15 protein-coding genes and 1 pseudogene are annotated in these 19,382 nt (G+C 52.3%); all 16 read left to right on the top strand.

The annotated features are described in order from the left end of the window. Nucleotides 1-223 precede the first annotated feature (223 nt). The 16 genes and pseudogenes from LRS11_RS07375 to LRS11_RS07300 all read left to right on the top strand — a co-directional run bounded on the left by LRS11_RS07375 (nucleotide 224) and on the right by LRS11_RS07300 (nucleotide 19,364). On the top strand, nucleotides 224-1,651 hold the full coding sequence (locus LRS11_RS07375) for a mannose-1-phosphate guanylyltransferase/mannose-6-phosphate isomerase (protein WP_260496215.1): 1,428 nt from the start codon (nucleotides 224-226) through the stop codon (nucleotides 1,649-1,651). A 15-nt stretch (nucleotides 1,652-1,666) separates the two neighbouring features. After that, nucleotides 1,667-2,461: an ABC transporter permease gene (locus tag LRS11_RS07370; protein WP_260496214.1), complete on the top strand. Its 795-nt coding sequence runs from the start codon at nucleotides 1,667-1,669 to the stop codon at nucleotides 2,459-2,461. Nucleotide 2,462: 1 nt separating this feature from the next. Then, entirely contained in the window at nucleotides 2,463-3,113 is a 651-nt protein-coding gene (locus LRS11_RS07365) for an ABC transporter ATP-binding protein (RefSeq protein ID WP_260496213.1), read from the top strand. Continuing rightward, nucleotides 3,113-4,096 carry an FkbM family methyltransferase gene (locus tag LRS11_RS07360; protein ID WP_260496212.1) on the top strand — a complete coding sequence of 328 codons (984 nt, stop codon included), beginning with the start codon at nucleotides 3,113-3,115 and terminating at the stop codon, nucleotides 4,094-4,096. The genes LRS11_RS07365 and LRS11_RS07360 overlap by 1 nt, the downstream gene beginning before the upstream one ends. A gap of 62 nt (nucleotides 4,097-4,158) precedes the next feature. Then, the gene (locus tag LRS11_RS07355; protein WP_260496211.1) at nucleotides 4,159-6,696 is read left to right on the top strand and encodes a glycosyltransferase; all 2,538 of its coding nucleotides are present in this window, start codon (nucleotides 4,159-4,161) and stop codon (nucleotides 6,694-6,696) included. A 14-nt stretch (nucleotides 6,697-6,710) separates the two neighbouring features. Next, complete coding sequence (locus LRS11_RS07350; protein ID WP_260496210.1) at nucleotides 6,711-7,862, top strand: sulfotransferase family protein; 1,152 nt, start codon at nucleotides 6,711-6,713, stop codon at nucleotides 7,860-7,862. 3 nt (nucleotides 7,863-7,865) lie between these two features. Further along, nucleotides 7,866-8,567, top strand: coding sequence for a sulfotransferase family protein (locus LRS11_RS07345; protein ID WP_260496209.1), 702 nt, complete (start codon nucleotides 7,866-7,868; stop codon nucleotides 8,565-8,567). Nucleotides 8,568-8,860: 293 nt separating this feature from the next. After that, nucleotides 8,861-10,969, top strand: coding sequence for an acyltransferase family protein (locus LRS11_RS07340; RefSeq protein WP_260496208.1), 2,109 nt, complete (start codon nucleotides 8,861-8,863; stop codon nucleotides 10,967-10,969). A gap of 22 nt (nucleotides 10,970-10,991) precedes the next feature. Beyond that, nucleotides 10,992-11,789 (top strand): annotated as a pseudogene (locus LRS11_RS07335) (transposase). A gap of 161 nt (nucleotides 11,790-11,950) precedes the next feature. Then, the gene (gene gmd / locus LRS11_RS07330) at nucleotides 11,951-12,991 is read left to right on the top strand and encodes a GDP-mannose 4,6-dehydratase (protein WP_260496207.1); all 1,041 of its coding nucleotides are present in this window, start codon (nucleotides 11,951-11,953) and stop codon (nucleotides 12,989-12,991) included. 48 nt (nucleotides 12,992-13,039) lie between these two features. Further along, entirely contained in the window at nucleotides 13,040-14,278 is a 1,239-nt protein-coding gene (locus tag LRS11_RS07325) for an acyltransferase family protein (protein ID WP_260496206.1), read from the top strand. Then, a complete protein-coding gene (locus tag LRS11_RS07320) occupies nucleotides 14,221-14,973 on the top strand; it encodes an SGNH hydrolase domain-containing protein (RefSeq protein WP_260496205.1) in 753 nt (250 codons plus the stop codon). Before LRS11_RS07325 ends, LRS11_RS07320 begins: the two co-directional genes overlap by 58 nt. A gap of 3 nt (nucleotides 14,974-14,976) precedes the next feature. Beyond that, nucleotides 14,977-15,876, top strand: coding sequence for a GDP-mannose 4,6-dehydratase (locus LRS11_RS07315; protein WP_260496204.1), 900 nt, complete (start codon nucleotides 14,977-14,979; stop codon nucleotides 15,874-15,876). Beyond that, nucleotides 15,873-17,015: a glycosyltransferase family 4 protein gene (locus LRS11_RS07310; RefSeq protein ID WP_260496203.1), complete on the top strand. Its 1,143-nt coding sequence runs from the start codon at nucleotides 15,873-15,875 to the stop codon at nucleotides 17,013-17,015. The genes LRS11_RS07315 and LRS11_RS07310 overlap by 4 nt, the downstream gene beginning before the upstream one ends. After that, on the top strand, nucleotides 17,015-18,130 hold the full coding sequence (locus tag LRS11_RS07305) for a glycosyltransferase family 4 protein (protein ID WP_260496202.1): 1,116 nt from the start codon (nucleotides 17,015-17,017) through the stop codon (nucleotides 18,128-18,130). Before LRS11_RS07310 ends, LRS11_RS07305 begins: the two co-directional genes overlap by 1 nt. Nucleotides 18,131-18,200: 70 nt before the next feature. After that, the gene (locus LRS11_RS07300; RefSeq protein WP_260496201.1) at nucleotides 18,201-19,364 is read left to right on the top strand and encodes an FkbM family methyltransferase; all 1,164 of its coding nucleotides are present in this window, start codon (nucleotides 18,201-18,203) and stop codon (nucleotides 19,362-19,364) included. The last annotated feature ends 18 nt before the right edge of the window (nucleotides 19,365-19,382 follow it).

The following is a 19,382-nucleotide window of genomic DNA, read 5'->3' as shown; positions in this document are numbered from 1 at the left end:
TTTTTCATTTGCGCAACAGCCCCTATCCTCGACTCGGTCTACGCTAAATTAGGGCTTGGTAAAGGCTTTCGCCGCATTGCAGCTCGTCGGAAAACTTAGGAACCACTCTTCAGAGGCGACGTCTTTTGAGACTCCCACTTGAACCGAATCCCCTGGGGAGGGGAAAATGCCTGACCAGCTGGTCAGGTGCTGGCTTGAGCGCATAGAGAAGGAACGTTGATCGATGTTGTACCCAGTGATCATTTGCGGCGGAGCAGGAAGTCGCCTGTGGCCAGTTTCCCGAGAGTCTCATCCGAAGCCCTTTCTTCCACTCCCTGATGGGCAGAATCTCCTCCAGAAGACCCTGCTGCGCGCATTAGCCCTAGATGGCACCCTCAACGTCATGACGGTGACCAATCGAGAGCTGTTCTTTGCAACAGAAGATGTCTATGCCGCCGTCAGCACCCAACAGTGCAACCTGACTTACGTCCTTGAACCTTTCGGCCGCAATACTGCCGCAGCCATTGCCAGTGCCGCCGTTCAGTTGCAGCAACTCTATGGGCCGGACGCCCTCATGCTGGTGCTACCAGCCGACCATCTGATTCAGAACGAAGAAGCCTTTGCACAAGCTGTCGCCAAAGCCCGCAACCTGGCCGAAAACGGTTGGCTGGTGACTTTCGGTATCAAGCCGCTATATCCGGAAACAGGCTTCGGCTACATCGAAGCGGACCGTACGCAAGAATGGCCTGAAGGCTTCAAGGTTCATCGATTTGTCGAGAAACCCGATTTGGTGACCGCAGAAAGCTACTGCTCTGCCGGGAACTACTATTGGAACTCCGGCATGTTCTGCTTCAAGGTCAGCCGCCTCTTGGAAGAAATGGCTAGCCATGCGCCCAATGTACTGACTCCCGTGCTGGCTGCAGTCGAAACTGGCCGCACTAATGAGAGTGGACGCCGCCTGACATTGAATGCCGATGCATTTAGCCTGGCAGAAGATATCTCTATCGATTACGCCCTGATGGAGCGCTCCGCCAACGTTGCAACCGTGCCCTGCGATCTGGGCTGGAGCGATATTGGCTCATGGAATGCAATGAGTGAACTCACCGCGCCGGACGCGAACGGCAACCGGTGCATCGGAGAAGTGCTCTCGCACACTGCGCACAATAATTTTGTTCACAGCCCCGAACGCTTGACCGCTCTCGTGGGTGTTAACGATCTGGTGATAGTGGACACTCCAGACGCCATCCTGGTTGCCCACAAGGAACATGCACAAGATGTAAAAAGCATTGTTAGCCAGCTTAAAAGCAACGGCCATGATGCCCATATCTTGCATCGAACCGTGCATCGCCCTTGGGGCACTTACACCACGCTTGAGGAAGGTGATCGCTTCAAGATAAAGCGAATAGTGGTTCGCCCCGGAGCCTCCCTCTCATTACAAATGCATCACCATCGCAGTGAACACTGGATTGTCGTCAGCGGTGTCGCAAAGGTCGTCAACGGCGATAACGAGCTGATACTCAACAGCAATGAATCCACCTTCATCCCGGCAGGCAACAAACACCGACTCGCCAATCCGGGTGTCATCGATCTAGTACTCATCGAGGTTCAGAGCGGCGATTATTTGGGCGAAGACGACATAGTACGCTTCGAAGACAACTACGGCCGGCTCTGACCCAAGGAAACCTAGATGCTTGGTTCAACAAGCATGCGCAGAGGCATCGTTATCGACGACCTCCGTCTCGCATGGTATCGCGCTCTAATGGGGCTCAAATCGGAGTCCAAAGGCACCCGCCTAGGGTACCTTTGGTGGCTGATCGAACCAGCCATGCACCTAATCGTCTATTATCTAGCGTTCGGTGTGCTATTGCGCCATGGCGGAGACGACTATGTAGCCTACCTGCTGGTAGGCATTGTCCATTGGCTATGGCTGTCCAAGTCAGTAATGAACGCCAGTGCATCAATCATGGTTGGACGCGGGCTAATCCTGCAGCTCCCGCTGCATGTGGCAATCTTCCCCCTTGCAGAGATTTTCCGAGACACGGCAAAACAACTGATAGTCACGCTTATCCTCCTTGTCGTGCTCTGGCTACTCGGCTACCAACCGGGCAAGTTGCTGCTGATCTACCCTGTCATATTCCTGATTCAGCTGCTGCTGACTATCTCGCTGGCAGGCCTTGTTGCCACGCTGATGCCCTTCCTTCCAGACCTACGGGTCATAGTGCCGGCCTGCCTACAACTTGGCATGTTTCTTTCAGGTGTTTTCTTTACGCGAGACATCATCCCCGCACACCTTCAATGGCTACTCAACCTGAACCCCGTCTATGTGCTACTGGAGAGCTACCGGGAAATTCTGATTCGCGGCAATCAACCTGACTGGCAATTACTCGGCATCATCGCCGCAGCCACGTTACTGAGCAGCACATTGGTACTTGCTATGCTGAGCCGCTTCAACCAACAGTACGCACGAATTATCCAGGAATGACATGAGCACACCACTGCTGCTCAAGCTGCACGACGTGCATCTAAGCTACCGCGTGCGGCGCTCCGCGTTTCGAACCAGCGACCACCCGGTAATCAACGGAGTCACCCTAGATATCCACGCCGGCCAACGCCTTGGGATCATGGGACACAACGGCGCAGGCAAATCGACGCTGCTGCGCCTTATGGCCGGTATCTATACCCCCGACCGGGGCAAGGTTGTCAATCATGGCGCCCGAGTGTTGATGCTTTCTCTACAAGCTGGCTTTGATCCACGACTCAATGGCTGGGATAACGCCTTGCTCAGCGGCATGCTCATGGGTATGAGCGCGCGCGATGCACGCTCGAGACTGGCGTATATCCATGAGTTCTGTGAGCTGGGCGAGCAGATGAATGATCCTCTCGGCACATACTCCTCCGGGATGCGTGCACGCCTTGGTTTCGCAGTAGCCCTGGCCATGGATGTCGACCTTTTGCTGATTGACGAAGTACTGTCAGTGGGCGATCAAGACTTCCAGAAGAAATGTGAGCAAGCCGTCATGCACACAATCGAAAATGGCTGCGCGCTCGTACTGGTTTCCCACTCACCGGTGAAACTCAAAAACTGGACCGATAGCGTCGTAACTTTCGAGGGCGGCAGGATCAGGAGTACTTGATGAGCATTGCCTCAACAGAACCATGCGACGAGCGGATCAGCTATGCACAAAACCGCGAGGACATCATCCTCAGCCGCATATTCGCGAATGAAGCTAAGGGGTTCTACGTAGATATTGGTGCATGCCACCCCATCTACGATTCAGTGACCCAGCACTTCTACCTGCGTGGTTGGCACGGCATCAACATCGAACCACAACCGCTACTGTTCGCAGAACTACAGCGAGAGCGTACTCGCGACACCAACCTGAACCTGTGCGTGGGGCGTCAGTCGGGCCGCCAGACGCTTTACATCACCGAGGATCAAGGCACATCCACGCTGGAAAACGGACTGGCAAGCCATTATCAGAGCACAGGGCGAGTCATCCAGGAAATCGATGTAGAGGTCGTCTCGCTCAACGAAATCTGGCTGAAATACGTAGGCACGCAGCGCGTCGACTTCCTCAAGATCGATGTGGAAGGCTTCGAGAAAGAGGTACTACTTGGCGCAAACTTTGCCGTGGTGAACCCCAGTATTCTGTTGATAGAGGCTGTTCACCCTGAATCTCTGAAGCCCACGCACCAAGACTGGGAGCCACTGATAGCAAAGCATTACTGCCTTTTCTATTGCGACGGCCTCAATCGGTTCTACTACCGCAAAGACTTTCCGCTGAGCCTACCCGAGTGCAGCACACCACCCAATGTCTTCGATCGCTTCAAAAGCTACCACGAGCATCTTGCCGAGCAAGCATGCAAACACTTAGCCCAGCAGCTTGAAGCCAATAATCTTCAGATAGCGAATTTTGAGCAACTACTCAGCCAGAAAGACGCTGCATTACAACACGCCGCACATGCCTACGAAGAGCTTCAGAGAGAAATAAAAAATTTCAAGAGCTTACTCGAACAGAAAGACGCTGCGTTGCAAGATGCCGCAGAGGCTTACAAGGAGATACGGCGCCAATTCGACGAACAGCAGAGCGGACTAGGACAGCAAGTAAAAACCTAGCCTGCCCCCGCGTCCAAGCCAAGTTTAGACAGATAGGGAATACGGATCACATGTCACCTGAGATGAACCGCGACATTTGCATTTTCACGATTGTCTCCAACAACTATTTGCACTATGCCAATACATTGTTCGAAAGCCTCCAGGAACACTGCCCATCAGCTGATCTAGTGCTAGGGCTGTGTGATCTCAAGACTGCTGATACAGACTGCCCGACTGCGGACGATATCGTTTCGATTGATCAGTTGGAAATTCCCCAACTTGGCACTTTCATCTACCAGTATTCGATTCTTGAACTGAATACCGCAATCAAACCTTACATCATCGAACTGCTGATGAAGCGGGGATATCGTAAGGTTATATATTTCGACCCCGACATTCGCGTATTCCGCCCACTGGACGAAATGCTGGGTCTACTCGACCAGCACAATGTACTGCTGACCCCGCACCTGACCGATATTCTGGACGACGGTAAAACCCCGACCGAACTACAAATACTCCAGGCCGGTTCTTACAACCTCGGCTATATCGCCCTGCGCACCTGCGAAGAAACCCTGAAACTGGTGAAGTGGTGGCAAGACAAATTGTACAAAGAGTGCGTGGTCGACTTACCGCGCAACCTATTCGTCGACCAAAAGTGGATGGACCTTGTCCCGTCCATGTTCAATGGCGTGTACATCAATCGCGATACCAGCTGGAACATTGCCTACTGGAACCTCAACCATCGCCAGCTCGGCCAGGACTCCCAGGGCAGCTACACCGTTGATGGCAAGCCACTGACCTTCTTCCACTTCTCTGGCTTCTCGATTGATGCAAGCACACTGAGCAAGCACCAGAATCGCTTCAATAAGAACTCCAACCGCGCTCTACGAGCGCTTTGTACTCTTTATGAGACGGCTCTGCAGCGTAATGGGATCGAACGCTTCAGCAGCCTCCCCTATGCCTTTAGCCTGTTCGCCGATGGCGTTAAGGTGCCAGATGCTGCGAGGCGCCTGATACGCACGAGCAATAAACTGGGCGACATCGACTTCTTCGACAGCAGCCAGTGTCCGCATATTCATGCCGCGCTCAACCGCCGAGTCACCTCGCCTCGTGACGGTATTGCCCTGACCGCACTGGCCTTGGCCCTATGGGAGTCCCGCGAGGATCTGCGCACGGCCTTCCCGGTCGTAGACACCATCGACAGCATCCGCTTTGCAGACTGGCTCCTGGAGTCGGCGCCACGCGAAGCAGGCCTGCACGATATCTACCTGCAACCCATTCGCGCCGAAGTCGAGCGGGGGCGCAGCCAGATCGCCCAACAGCCCGCCTCGCCAGTCAGCCATGTCAGCAGCCGCCTGTTCCGCCTGGCCTGGCAGCAGCGCAAGCGCATCCCGCTCAATCTGCGCATTGCCCTGTATCCCTATGCGGGCTGGGTACTACGCAAGGCCTACCCTCGTCCGCTATTGACAGCGCCGGGACAGGAAGCTGCACCGGCACTGCCCAGCAGCCTGGAAACCGGCATCAACCTGATTGGTTATCTGCACGCCGAGAGCGGTGTCGGCGAAGCCGCCCGCGCCTCGTTACGCGCTCTACGCTGCTCCGAACTGCCCTATTCCCTTATCGACTACCGCCTCGGCAATATCTCGCGAATGGGCGAAGTCATCGACGGACATGTGAACGAAGCGCTGTACCCCATCAACCTGATGCACGTGAACGCCGACCAGACCAGGGTCGCCCGCGAGCACCTGGGTAAAGAACTGTTCGATGGGCGCTACACCATCGGTTACTGGTACTGGGAAATGCCCGAATTCCCGGACTTCCTGCATTTCGCCTATGAGCAGGTCGATGAAATCTGGGTCTCTACCGAATACAACCGTCAGGCCATCTCCAAGTACACCGACAAACCCGTGCACGTGATCCCGCCCGCCATCGAGGTGAAGATCGAGAAGCCCCTCAGCCGCGCAGACCTACATCTGCCGGAAGACCACTTCATCTTCCTGCACATGTCCGACGTGCTGAGCATTCCGCAGCGCAAGAACCCCATGGGCGTGGTGGAGGCATTCCGCCTAGCCTTTGCCGATAAACCAGAGGCCAAGGTCAAGCTGATCATCAAGCTGTCCAACCTCGACCACCAGCCGGAGCTATCGGAAGCCATCTTCGCCGCCATGGACGAAGAGCCGCGCATTCAGCTCATCCACGAATACCTGGATCGCAATACCCTCAACAACCTGCTCAATGCCTGCGACTGCTACGTTAGCCTGCATCGCGCAGAAGGGTTTGGCTTGCCGATTGCCGAAGCCATGTATCTGGGCAAACCTGTGATTGCGACAAATTGGTCTGGCAATGTGGACTTTATGAATGAAGAGAATTCGTTGCCTGTCAGCTACGAACTTGTTGAACTGACGAAAGATTATGGCCCGTACAAGAAGGGACAATTTTGGGCAGAGCCCAGTCAGAAAGACGCTGCGACCAAAATGTATGAAGTCTATAAGCAAGAAGACCGAGCCAAAACCATTGGCTCCTTAGCAGCGCAACACATAATGAGCTCAAACTCCGCATTAAAGGTTTCCGCACAGCAGAAAAGCCGCTGCACTGAAATCCGTGCTCGCCAGGCTCGTTAATAGGCCGACTACCAATGTGGATATTTCTTCATATACCAAAAACCGCTGGCGTAGCAGTCAGAGAAATTCTTTCCGCGAAACACCACAAGAATGAAGTTGTGCATGTAGAGGATCCGAACAGGTTTATTCTGGATATTGACGCACAGAATACGACCAAACTAATTCACGGCCATTTCGACATTTCATTTATCGAGAGACGCCCCTGCATAGGGGATAAAGTATTCACGTTCCTACGCGACCCTTTTGAGAGATCGATATCGGAGTATTTTTTCGTCAAAAAAGGCAGCTATGATTTTTCCAGCTTGCCGCCAGAACAAGCCGACGTCATAAAGAGAATACAATCACTATCTCTTGATGAGTATCTTCTTTCCCAAGAGAGGGGCATTCGCGGAAGAGTACAGAACAATCAACTGTTCTTTCTATCCGGCGATGTATTTAACGCCAGCCATAGCCTTGAGCAGCGCTATGAAATGGCCTGCCAAAATCTCGACAAATTCCACTATATAGGAATAGTGGAAGACATGGAGAAAAGCCTCCAGCTTCTTGCTTATAAAACCAATAGCGCGCCTCAAAACCCTGTTATTAGAAACTCAACCCAGCGCACCAACTACGACGTGGCGCAAGCCACAAAGAATGAGTTCTTAAACAGAAACAAGTTCGAATACATGATTTATGAATACGCGAGACAGAAAATGCTTTCTTCTTACGAAAATGCTTTTCGAGAAATGCTCCGTGAGCGATTTATAAAAGACCTTGAGCAATCTCCCGAACAAAGCGAACTTTATTACACATTCGACCAACCCCTGGCAGGCGATGGCTGGCACACACGCGAAGAAAACTCAGAAGTGCAATGGCGCTTCACTGGCCCATCCGCTACAGCGAATATCTATTTTGGAAAAATAGCGCCTAGAGAGAAAACCATATCACTCACCATCTTTCACGCGATCACACCCAGCCACATTGACTCAATGAGCATCATCTACAATGGTGAAAAATTAAAGAGTCCGGCGAGGCTTGAAAATGTACTGACGTACGAGATACCAGAGCACGCCATTACCAATAAAACACACACGCACATAGAAATATCATCCATTGCACCATGCAAGCCTGCCGAACTGGACAACAGGCTTCTTGGAATTGCCTTTTCTGCAATTACGATTCGCTGAACAATGGACAAATTACTCTACCTACACATCCCAAAAACTGGGGGTGTGGCGTTCCGTAGCGTTATTGAAAATGCTGTTAATTCCCACAGAATCCTGCACATCACGAATCCGGCCGACCTTACAAACTATACACAAGCCGAACTGGAGCGCTTTGACTTCATACATGGCCACTTGAACATCAGCCAAACCGCCAACACAAAGAGTTACAAGAAAATAACATCTCTGCGCCATCCCGTGGAGCGCTGCATCTCTACCTATTCTTTTTGGCGCAGCCTAGATCCAAACCATGACCAGTGGCGACCCAAAGGAATAGCCAGGATACATGCGGCGCATCAACTTAGCCTCGAAGATCTGATATCAGTCGAGGACTTTGTTATTAGCGGTCCGTTCAGCAATCTACAAACCAGATTGCTTAGCGGCGCCAGTGAAGAAGAAACCAAGCTGGACAGCAAGCACCTGCAAAAGGCTATAAGCACGCTCAGAAACATAGATTTTTTTGCACTAAACTCAAGACTTGATGAGTCCATTGACATGCTGTGCTTCAAATTTGGATTATTTCGTCCCATGCTTGTCCAGAGAGTCAATAGCTCAATCCACCCTAAACAAATCAGCCAAAAAACAAAAAGCATACTGCAAGAAATGAATCACTTAGATCTCCAATTGCTAGAGTGGGCCGAAAGAAATTTCGATCAGCAGGATATCTGACCTAATTACCTTCAAAGCGTGACCTGCCGAGAGCACCAACTCAGAAAATTTTCCAATATAGGCGTGCACAGGCTCATGCATGTTACATGCTACTGGTCACAGGAACGACGTAGCAGCTGGGCTTTGAAAGCAAAGGCCTGGGCGTCAACAGTGCTATCAGCACTAGGACGCCGATTTTGATCGATACAAAATTTAGGGCAGCAGCGTACCGAAAGATCAGACTTTGCATGCAAGTTTCTCCGCCCATAACATTAAGATTCTCCCATTACCAAGGCTGCAAAGAGCCATAGAGATTGAGCCTACTTGAAATGACGACACCGACTTCGCATCTTTCACATCCTAAGTATCGGCCAGACATTGACGGCTTAAGAGCGGTTGCCGTGTTATCTGTAGTGGCCTACCACGCATTTCCGGATTTGATGAAAGGCGGATTTATCGGCGTTGACATCTTCTTTGTTATCTCTGGCTTTCTGATTTCTACAATAATTTTTGAAAATTTAGACAGAGGCACTTTCAGCTTCTCTGAGTTCTACGCAAGGCGTATTCGACGCATTTTCCCAGCCCTTATTTTGGTTTTATTCTCTTGCTTGATATTTGGCTGGCTTGTCCTTATTCCTGACGAGCTCAATCAATTAGGCAAGCACATTGCCGCAGGCGCCGGATTCATTTCTAACTTTATCTTATGGAGTGAGGCCGGCTATTTTGACAACTCGGCAGAGACCAAACCCCTCTTGCACTTGTGGAGCTTAGGCATTGAAGAGCAATTTTATATTGTCTGGCCTCTCGCTCTCTGGATTGCCTGGAAGGGAAAGTTCAATACGCTCATGGTCACTATTGGTGTTGCCCTGGCTTCATTCGCTCTAAATCTTAAAGGAATCCAGCAGGACACCGTAGCCACTTTCTACTCACCACAAACTAGATTCTGGGAGCTGCTGAGTGGAAGTGCTTTGGCTTGGTTCGCGCTCTACAAGAAAGATTCGTTTACTGGCTTCAATCCAAGGGTTGGCAGTTGGCTTACCAAAGCCAGCTATCGGGATGAGGTGGAAGCGGACGGAAATACTCTCTCTAACGTCATTTCATTTTTTGGCCTCTCACTTTTAGTGTATGGTTTTTGGAGCATTAATAAGGATTTAAGCTTTCCTGGCTGGCGGGCTATCCTCCCTATTTTAGGCGCCACCTTGATTATCTGGGCCGGCCCCAAAACATGGATTAATCGCAAGATACTATCTAGCAAATTAGCAGTTTGGTTCGGCTTAATCAGCTTCCCCCTCTACCTTTGGCACTGGCCTATCTTGTCATTCGCTAAAATTATTGAAGCTGATGTGCCAAGCCCCTACATACGTATTGCTGCTGTAGTTCTTTCTGTGGTGCTTGCTTGGATTACCGTTAAATTCCTTGAAAAACCCTTTCGCTTTGGCGACAGTAAAGTCAGACTCAAGTTGCTAACGCTTTGTGGCGCAATGCTGGCCCTCGGCAGCACCGGAATCTTTGTCAGTAAAAGAGATTTTACCGAGACGCATGGATATGAAAAATCAGCCATTAATCGCAAAGGCTTTGAACACGCTTTTGGCTCCTCCCTATCGTGGTATAGAGGAAAGAACGACTGGCTTTTCCTAGGCAATGCTCATGGAAATACTGTCGCTAAGATTAAGCTATCAATCACTCCAACTGAAGCGCAAGTCAATGCGGTTAGACAGCGCTTTTCTAAAGTTGCTGATGCTGGTGCTAAGCACGGCATCAAGACCATTTTGATTATTGGCCCGGACAAGTCAAGCATCTATCCAGAGTACCTACCTGACAAGCTCACTCCGTCATCTACCAAGTACAGCAGTTTCTTTTTTCGCAAGCTTCAAGAGATCCCCAATCTTATTGTTTACGATCCGACCAATGATTTGCTTTTATCGAAAAAGTCAGAGGGGATTCTGTATTGGATGACTGATACACATTGGAACGCAAAAGGTGCATATTTGACATATGCGGGCTTTTCCAAGCTACTTAATCTCCCAACTCCCAATATAGATTTCAAGCAGGGCTCACCCCATAGCGGAGACTTGATTGACATTTCTAAGTTGAAAAACTTCCCACTCCACCCTCAGGATAATTGGGATGTTATTTGGAAAGAGAAGCCTGCATGGACTAGTAAGGATATTCCAAATGAGCAAGAAACCTCGCTCGGCTTCGCTGTACTTGTGAGCAATGACAAGCCACTTTCTAACAAGTATGTTTGGATAGTAGGGGATTCCTTTACCCAACCATTAAAACCGTACTTCAATGCCACTTTCAAGGAAGTTCGCTATATCGGCCACTGGGAACAAAAGCTTAACAGCCTGCCTGAAGAGCTTGACAAAGCAGAAAGGAAGCCCGACCTAATAGTTATCGTTAGAGTCGAGCGCTCGTTCTAAATTCAACCCCTGAACCTTAGTCCTGTCGCATGCCCCAAATGAGTTTTCCGATGCTGAGCACGCTGGTAAACGCAAACAGGCCCGAAGTGAACGCTTCCTCGCAGAGATGGAGCAGGTGACTCCGTGGGTAGAAATACTGGCCCTGATCGAATCGTTCTATCCCAATGTCGGGAATGGCGATCCACCGTATCCGCTGGGAACCATGATGCGTATCCACCTGCTACAAAACTGGTTTGCTTTCAGCGACCCGGGCGGTGGAAGGGGCGCTATAGGAGTTCATCTCGTATAGCGCCAGCTCGCCCAGCTGTCGTCGAGCCAGGCACTATCGTCGATACCATCCTCATTTATGCGCTAGGTTCGACCAAAAACGCGGGCAGCAAGCATGATCCTGAGATGCACCAGACCAAGAAGGACAACCAGTACTATTTCGGCATGAAGGCACACATTGGCGCCGCCCCTGAGTCTGGCCTGGTGTATAGCGTGACAGATACGGCGACCAACATGTCTGATGTCAATCAGGTAGCCCGTTGCTGCACTGCGAAGGAAACGCGGTCTGTGCCGCCGCTGGTTATACCGGAAGAGCTCTGTACAAGGCTAAACGCAAGATCGAGAAGGCCAAGGCGCAGGTGTGCGCCAAGGTTGAACACCCGTTCTGGGTGATCACGCGCCAGTTCGGCTATGCCAAGGTACGTTTCCATGGACTGGCCAAAAGCACGCACAGCTTATGATGCTATTCGCTCTGTCGAATCTGTGGATGGCGCGCCGACATTTGATGATCGATGCAGGGAAATGCGCCTGTAACACGCAGCCCCCAGGCTGAGCCCGGGGTTCCGGATGACTCAGCCTGCTGAGGCTGGCCTGAAACGCATTAAACAAGCTACAGCCGGATTGGTATTGGCTTGTTCGGAGTTACCCTAAAGCCGCCAGGCACGTCTACACAATGCCTCAAGCAAGAACACTGAAAGTACAAAAGGACCCTATATGAATTCCAAAGTAGCCATTATCACCGGCATCACCGGCCAAGACGGCGCTTACTTGGCACAACTGCTACTGGAAAAAGGCTACACCGTGTACGGCGCCTATCGCCGTACCAGTTCGGTCAACTTCTGGCGTATTGATGAATTGGAAATTCGCAACCATCCGCAGCTGCATCTGGTCGAGCATGACCTCACCGACCTGAGCGCCAGCATTCGTCTGATGGAAAAAGCCAAGCCTGCCGAGGTGTATAACCTGGCGGCGCAAAGTTTTGTCGGCGTATCGTTCGACCAACCACTGACCACCGCCGAAATCACCGGGCTGGGTGCAGTAAACCTGCTGGAGGCGATTCGCATCGTTAACCCAGCCATCCGTTATTACCAGGCCTCTACTTCTGAGATGTTCGGCAAGGTGCAGGCCATACCCCAAGTGGAAAGCACACCCTTCTATCCCCGCAGCCCTTACGGTGTGGCCAAGCTGTATGCCCACTGGATGACCATCAACTACCGCGAGTCCTATGGGATCTTCGGCAGCAGCGGCATCCTGTTCAATCACGAGTCTCCTCTGCGCGGCAAAGAATTCGTGACCCGCAAGATCACCGACGCCGTTGCCTGCATTGCACTGGGCAAGCAGGAGCGCCTGGAGCTTGGCAACCTGGACGCCAAGCGCGACTGGGGCTTTGCCAAGGAATATGTCGAAGGCATGTGGCGTATGCTGCAGGCCGAGCAACCGGATACTTATGTGCTGGCAACCAACCGTACGGAAACCGTGCGTGACTTCGTCGACTTGGCCTTCAAGGCAGTCGGTACCACGCTGGAATGGACTGGCAGCGAAGAGCACGAGCAGGGCATCGATACCCAGTCGGGTAAGGTGCTGGTTGCGGTAAACCCTCAGTTCTATCGCCCCGCGGAAGTCGAGCTTCTTATTGGTGATCCGCAGAAAGCGCGCCGTGAATTGGGTTGGGAACCGAGCACCACGCTGGAGCAACTCTGCCAGATGATGGTAGAGGCTGATCTACGACGCAATAAAAGTGGCGCATCATTTTGACTTTATGCGGGGACAGTTACTGTGCCCGCACACCCCACAATAGAACATATGAAAAAATACAACCCAGAAATCGACGGATTGAGAGCCATAGCAGCTCTCTCTGTAATATTTTTCCACTTCGACATACCGTTCTTTTCAGGAGGTTTCGTTGGGGTTGATATTTTCTTTGTGATCAGCGGCTTTTTGATTACCCGACTAGTCCTTGAGGATATTAACCGAAATAAATTTAGCTTTAAGAGCTTCTATCTACGCAGAACACGAAGACTATTTCCAGCACTATTCACCGTGCTAGCCATCACATTTATTAGCGCAACATTATTGTTCTCGCCTGAAGACTTAGAAAAGCTAGCCGGATCGCTGGTCTACTCTCTAGCATCCGTCTCAAATATTTATTTCTGGAATCAGGCAGGCTACTTCGATACTGAGGCCAGCCTCAAACCCTTACTGCACACATGGTCGCTCAGCGTAGAAGAACAATTCTATTTAATTTGGCCAGCTCTTCTTTACATCTGCATTCGAAATGCAAAAAAAGCGACTCCGTATATCCTTATTGCACTAGGGCTAGCCAGCCTAATTCTTTGCGAATACACGCTCTCAAAATCGCCATCCTCGGCATTTTACTGGATGCCACTGCGAATTTTCGAGTTCGCTATAGGCGGAATTCTGTATTGGACTCAGAGCCTTAGCAGACCAAATTCCTACAGAAATTCGACCCTCGCGTTTATTGGACTCGGACTAATCGCCTACAGCGTACTCTCACTCGACGAAACATCGCGATTTCCGGGTTTACTTGCACTGCTGCCCTGTATTGGTACTGCCTGCCTGATACAAGCAGGCCCATCCAACCCTGTAGGCAGGCTACTATCTTCCCGCCCAGCAACCACTATAGGACTGCTCAGTTACTCACTTTATTTAGTTCATTGGCCTCTAGTAGTTTTCTTTAAATACACCCAGAGCAACAGCCTCAATGGGCTGCAACAAGCAGTATTGGTTGCCGCCACATTTATCTTGGCGACCCTATTATACCTACTCATAGAAAAGCCTCTGCGATATAGCAAACCAAACACTAACGAATCATCAAATACCGGATTTGCACTTTGCTGCACTATTGCAGCCTTAGCGTTGACACTCCCCGCTGCCGACGCCTGGGCTAATCGAGGCTGGACCTGGCGCTATTCGGAGGCGACAAAGTTCCTTGCACAGTACGACATCAACGACAAGGATTATGTGTGGGCACTCTGGCGCAAGCTAGAGGCCAAAAAAATAACGACTCTAAAACATATCTAGTTGGTGATTCACAAGCCGCAGACATGCTAAATGCAATATCGCAAATAGAAACCGCGCCAAGCCTGAACTTTCCGCCACGGGTTCATCACGTGCAATATTCTTGCGGAGCGGTGGTAGTACCCACAAAAAATCTGGATAAATTCTACAATGACGAGAACATTCTCTTCATAAAAACAAAGTCAAACCGAGAGCAGTGCGAAAAACAAAGAAACACTGCATTCTCTCCTAACGCATTAAAGGGCAGCAATCTCATAATTATCAGCCCATATTGGAGCAAATACTTGACCAAGTACTTGCCGGACACTATCGCACATATACAGAAGGAAACTAAAGCCACGATAGTTATCGTCGGACAGAAGCACATGCTTGCAAGCAGCACAGGCATTTACCAAAAACATAAATCATTCGCCGGAATTGAAGAGGCCGCAGCAGGCTTTATCGACCCCGAAACTATCGCCATTAATAAAGAGATTGAAATTATTGCCAATCAGAAAGGCGTTCTTTTTTTCAATTCTCTATCTGCGCTCTGCCCCACAGCACAAAGCTGCCAAGTAGTCGGCAGTCGCGGCGGCCCCATTACATACGATACGCATCACCTTACCCCTGAAGGGGCAGAACTAATGGGTCGTCACTTTGCCTCATGGCTGGCTGGTCTTAATCATCGATCAACTGCGACCTCGCTAATGGAACAGTGACTCATGGACAATCATCTCAAGCATGCCCTGATCACCGGCGCCCTGGGCTTTACCGGGCGCTTTATGGTCGATGAACTGCGCCGCCATGGTTACCGGGTCACTGGCCTCGGCTCGCAGGCCAGCCCGGAGCCGGACTACCGCCAAGTGGATCTGACCGACGGGCAAGCCTTACAGGCCTGCTTGGGGGAGTTGCAACCCGACTATGTTGTCCACCTGGCAGCCCTGGCATTCGTCCAGCACGGTGATGCCAATGCCTTCTACCAGGTCAATGTGATAGGCACTCGCAACCTGCTGGAAGCCATCGCCAGTATGGGTAAAGCGCCTGAGCGGGTTCTGCTGGCCAGTAGCGCCAATGTGTATGGCAACGCCACACCCGGCATGCTCAGTGAGAGCGCGGCCTTGGCCCCCGCCAATGACTATGCCGTCAGCAAGATGGCCATGGAGGCCATGGCGCGCCTGTGGTGTGATCGCTTGCCGCTGGTCATTGCTCGCCCATTCAACTACACGGGAGTAGGCCAGGCCGAGCAATTCCTGCTGCCAAAGATCGTTTCTCACTTCCGCCGCAAGGCACCGCTCATCGAGCTCGGCAACCTCGATGTTTCGCGCGACTTTACCGATGTACGCAACTTGGTCAGCGCCTATCGGCGCCTGCTTGAGTGCGGCGTCAATGGCACAACGGTGAATATTTGCTCGGAGCGCAGCCATTCGCTGCGCGAGGTCATAGAGATGTGCGCCACCATCTCTGGGCACCAACTGGAGGTTCGGGTCAATCCGGCCTTTGTCCGAGCCAACGAGGTCAGATCGCTCTGGGGGAGCGCCGCGCACCTGCGCGAACTGATTGGCGACTGGGACACGCCATCACTGGATAGCACATTGCGCTGGATGCTGGCTGAAAGACAATGAGAGTCATCCTGTCTGTAGAGCCGGTGCGCTTTCCGCTCACTGGCATTGGGCGCTATACCTATGAGCTGGCGCAGGCACTGCAGCAAAACCCGCAGGTCGATGAGCTGCGCCTGTTCGGTATGACTGGCTTTGTCCCCCACCTGCCAATGGCCGGTGAGCAGGCGATGAGCAGCCAGCGCCTGAAAGAGCGCATCCAGAAAAGCCGACTGGCCAGCGAGGTTTACCGCCGCCTGATGCCGCTGATCAAACGACGTGCCTTACGCCATTGCGAGAGTTTTATCTATCACGGCACGAATTTCTATCTGCCACCATTTCCTGGCCGCAGCATTGCCACCTTTCACGACCTATCCCCCTTCAAGTGGGTCGATTGTGCTCCGCCAGAACGCATCCGCTTCATGCAGAAAGAATTGGAACTGACCCTCAGGCGGGCCAATGCCTTGATCACCGACTCGGCGTTCACCCGCCTTGAACTTGCAGACTACTTCGGCTTTCCCCTGGATAAGATTCATGCCGTGCCGCTGGCCAGCAGCGCTGAGTTTCATCCGCGCAATGCCGATACCACTAGGACGACACTCAATCACTATGGTCTGACACACGGTGGCTATAGCCTGTATGTCGGCACCATTGAGCCACGCAAGAACCTGCTCAACCTGCTGAGTGCTTACGAACGCTTGCCACTATCGGTACGCCAGCGTTGGCCACTGGTTTTGAGTGGGTTCAAAGGTTGGCGCAGCGACGCCATTCACACGGCAATCGAGCGCGCGAGCCAGCAGGGCTGGGCTCGTTATCTGGGGTTTGTCCCAGCCAACGATCTGCCGTCGCTGTTCGCAGGTGCACGTCTGTTCTGCTTTCCCTCGCTCTATGAAGGCTTCGGCCTGCCCGTTCTGGAGGCGATGAGTAGCGGTGTCCCCGTGGTCTGCTCCAACAGTTCCTCATTACCTGAGGTGGCCGGCAAAGCGGCCTTGCAGGGTGATCCACAGGATGTGGAAGGGCTTTCGAGCCTACTGCAGCAGGGTCTTGAAGATGCCGACTGGCAAGCATTCGCACGGGACGAGGGGCTACGACATAGCCAAACCTTTTCCTGGACGCGCTGCGCTGCAGACACTCTCGCGGCGTACAGGTATTTGGAGCAGATTTGATGAAAGTGTTGCACTTCTACAAGAGCTACTATCCCGACAGCTTTGGCGGAGTCGAGCAGGTCATCTATCAGCTTGCCGAAGGCGCGCAGGCCAATGGCATAGACACCGAGGTACTGTTCCTCAGCCCACAGGGAGCAGCCCGTAACCGGCCGATAGGCAAACACCTTAGCCATTGCTCCAAGCGCGACCTCCAGATTGCCTCGACGGCGTTTTCCCTCAGCGCTTTTTCCGACTTCAAGGAGCTGGCACGAGAAGCCGACCTGGTGCACTACCACTTTCCGTGGCCATTCATGGATCTGGTGCACTTTGCCAGCAGGCTGAACAAGCCCTGCGTAGTGAGCTACCACTCCGACATCGTCAAGCAAAAGACCCTGTTACAGCTGTATAAACCCCTGATGCACAGCTTTCTGTCACACATGGACAGAATAGTTGCCTCCTCGCCGAACTATGTCGACACCAGCGAAGTACTGCAGCGCTATCGGGAAAAAATCCGGGTGATTCCCTATGGCCTGGACAGGAGTACCTACGTCTCGCCCAGCCAGCAAACCCTGGACAAATGGCAGTCACGGATAGGCAGCAAATTCTTCCTTTTCATGGGCGTACTGCGCTACTACAAAGGGCTGCACATCCTGCTCGAAGCCATGGCCGGCTCGCCGTATCCGGTGGTGATTGCCGGCGCAGGCCCAATTGAGAATGAGCTACGCGAACAGGCCGCACAGCTTGGTCTAACCAACTTGCGCCTGGTCGGCGAAGTGAGCGAGGAAGACAAGGCGGCATTGTTCCAGCTTTGCTATGCGGTGCTGTTTCCTTCGCACCTGCGTTCAGAAGCTTTCGGCATTTCCTTACTGGAAGGCGCCATGTACGGGAAGGCACTGATCTCCAGCGAAATTGGCACAGGGACAACCTTCGTCAACATCGACGGCACGACTGGCATTGTGGTCCCACCTAGCGCTCCTGCAACCTTGCGTACGGCCATGGACAGGCTGTGGTCGGATCCACAATTGTGCGAAACCCTGGGCCAGCAAGCAAAACAGAGATATGAGTCCCTCTTTACCAGTCAACATATGGTCGAAAGGTACATGCTGCTCTACCGAGAGGTACTGGACTCTCGCTAACTCTTCGACACCAGCAACCGCACCCCATCAACTCCCGCCTGCAATGGCGCCATAGGCCTTGGAGCCCGTTATGCGTGAAGAGCAAATGCCGCCTCCGGACACACTCAAGATAGAAGCCCGTTATGGCGACTTCTTTATCACCGTGGACGATGACCTGATTTGCAACTCCATTCGGCAATATGGCGAGTGGGCACAGCAGGAAATCGACCTGCTATGCGCATTCATCAACCCCGGCGACCGGATAATTGATGCCGGGGCCTATATTGGTACGCATACCCGCGCATTTTCCGAGAAAGTGGGTCCCAGCGGGAATGTCTACGCGTTCGAACCCACGCCCAGTACATTCAAGATCCTGCAGCAAAATGTGCTGGCAGCGCCACAGGCAAACATTGCACTGTTCAATATCGGGCTGAGTACCAGTACGACCGAGATGACCCTGCAGCTCGCGGAAGAGAGCCATAATCGCGCGAGCGCGAGCTCCATTCAGCTAGCCGGGGCACAATCGATCACAGTGCAAATGCAGGCGCTCGACGAGTTGGATATTGGGCCCATCCACTTCATGAAGGTGGATGTAGAAGGTATGGAGCTGCAACTTCTCCAGGGGGCGGAGCAAACGATCAACGCCCATGCGCCCATTATCTTCCTTGAGGTCAACTCGCTGCACGGTAGTCAGGGTTTCCTCGAATGGGCAACGCAGCATGGCTACCTTGCCTATGGAATAAACGTGGCGGCGTTCAACGAACAGAACCACCGGCATTCCCCGATCAATATATTCGGCAATGCCCGGGAAGTTGGCCTACTGCTTATTTCCATGCAGGCCGTCGATGCGCTTGCAGAAACCTTGCACGGTCTCAACCTGCCGCGCATTGACAGCTATGACGATCTTGCCCTGCTGCTGCTGCACAAACCCCAATACATTGCGGGCATCCTCGGCGACTCAGCTGCTGGCACAATACTAGGCCTGAATTTCCCCACGCCATCAGCACAGCGCAACACCGAGCTAAGTACCCTGCTGGAAGCAAAAGACTCGGCTCTCGAAAATGCTTCGCAGGCCTACATGGCACTACGCAATGCGTTCGATGAATTGGAGCAATCACGCCTACGGGCTGATCAGTCTGCACATGATGCAACTGCAGCCTATACCGCGCTGCGGATAGCCTTCGACCAGAAGAAAGCGGAGTTGGCTGCGCTATACGAAACCTTGCAAGCCCGGCAGAAGCCGGATGAGCAGTGACTTGCACAGCCACGCAGT

This window comes from Pseudomonas sp. J452 (assembly GCF_024666525.1).
GTDB lineage: Bacteria > Pseudomonadota > Gammaproteobacteria > Pseudomonadales > Pseudomonadaceae > Aquipseudomonas.
Note: the sequence above shows the minus strand (reverse complement) of the source record. Positions and strands in the feature narration are given on the sequence as shown.